This window comes from Pseudomonas sp. BT-42-2 (genome assembly GCF_025847435.2).
Taxonomy (GTDB): Bacteria; Pseudomonadota; Gammaproteobacteria; order Pseudomonadales; family Pseudomonadaceae; genus Aquipseudomonas; species Aquipseudomonas urmiensis.
In genome coordinates this window covers 1-1,226 of sequence record NZ_JAOYTM010000039.1, presented here as the reverse complement: position 1 = coordinate 1,226, position 1,226 = coordinate 1, and the positions used below count along the sequence as shown (strand labels likewise).

The window sequence follows — 1,226 nt, the reverse complement described above, 5'->3', positions numbered from 1 at the left end:
GTCAGGGTGACCGTGGTGGTGTCCTGGACATCGGTGACAGTGGTAGAAACCGGCGCTGGGTTGCCGACCAGATTCTCGTAATTGCCGCCACTGACGTTGGTGATGTTCGTGGTTACTGGAGCGTGGCCTTGATAGACATCATTGCTCACGGGCGTGCTGACAGTGCTGGAGCTTTGGCCAACCGGGATGGTGATGGTTTGGCCGTTGGCCAAGGTCACCACGACCGGCGTACCGGTGACGGGTGCATTGACCGAAGCGGTGTAGACGATGCTACCGCCTTCCGCCACTGAAGGCGTGGCAGTGAGGGTGACCGTGGTGGTGTCCTGGACATCGGTGACAGTGGTAGAAACCGGCGCTGGGTTGCCGACCAGATTCTCGTAATTGCCGCCACTGACGTTGGTGATGTTCGTGGTTACTGGAGCGTGGCCTTGATAGACATCATTGCTCACGGGAGTGCTGACAGTGCTGGAGCTTTGGCCAACCGGGATGGTGATGGTTTGGCCGTTGGCCAAGGTCACCACGACCGGCGTACCGGTGACGGGTGCATTGACCGAAGCGGTGTAAACGATGCTACCGCCTTCCGCCACTGAAGGCGTGGCAGTCAGAGTGACCGTGGTGGTGTCCTGGACATCAGTAACGCTGGTGGTAACCGGTGCCGGGTTGCCGACCAGATTCTCGTAGTTGCCGCCACTCACTCCCGTGATGTTCGTGGTGACCGGAGCGTGGCCCTGATAGACATCGTTGCTCACCGGTATGGTGACGGTACTGGAGCTCTGGCCAACCGGGATAGTGATGGTTTGGCCATTAGCCAAGGTCACCACGACCGGCGTACCGGTGACGGGTGCATTGACCGAAGCGGTGTAGACGATGCTACCGCCTTCCGCCACTGAAGGCGTGGCAGTCAGAGTGACCGTGGTGGTGTCCTGGACATCAGTAACGCTGGTGGTAACCGGTGCCGGGTTGCCGACCAGATTCTCGTAGTTGCCGCCACTCACTCCCGTGATGTTCGTGGTGACCGGAGCGTGGCCCTGATAGACATCGTTGCTCACCGGTATGGTGACGGTACTGGAGCTCTGGCCAACCGGGATAGTGATGGTTTGGCCATTAGCCAAGGTCACCACCACCGGCGTACCGGTGACCGGCGCATTGACCGAAGCGGTGTAGACGATGCTACCGCCTTCCGCCACTGAAGGCGTGGCAGTCAGAGTGACAGTGGTGGTGTCCTG

General features: G+C 60.0%; 1 protein-coding gene. It reads right to left on the bottom strand.

Features of this window, described 5'->3' with window-relative positions:
- A partial coding sequence (locus OIU19_RS25210) for an immunoglobulin-like domain-containing protein (RefSeq protein ID WP_264237295.1) occupies nucleotides 1-1,226 on the bottom strand: 1,226 nt, incomplete at both ends.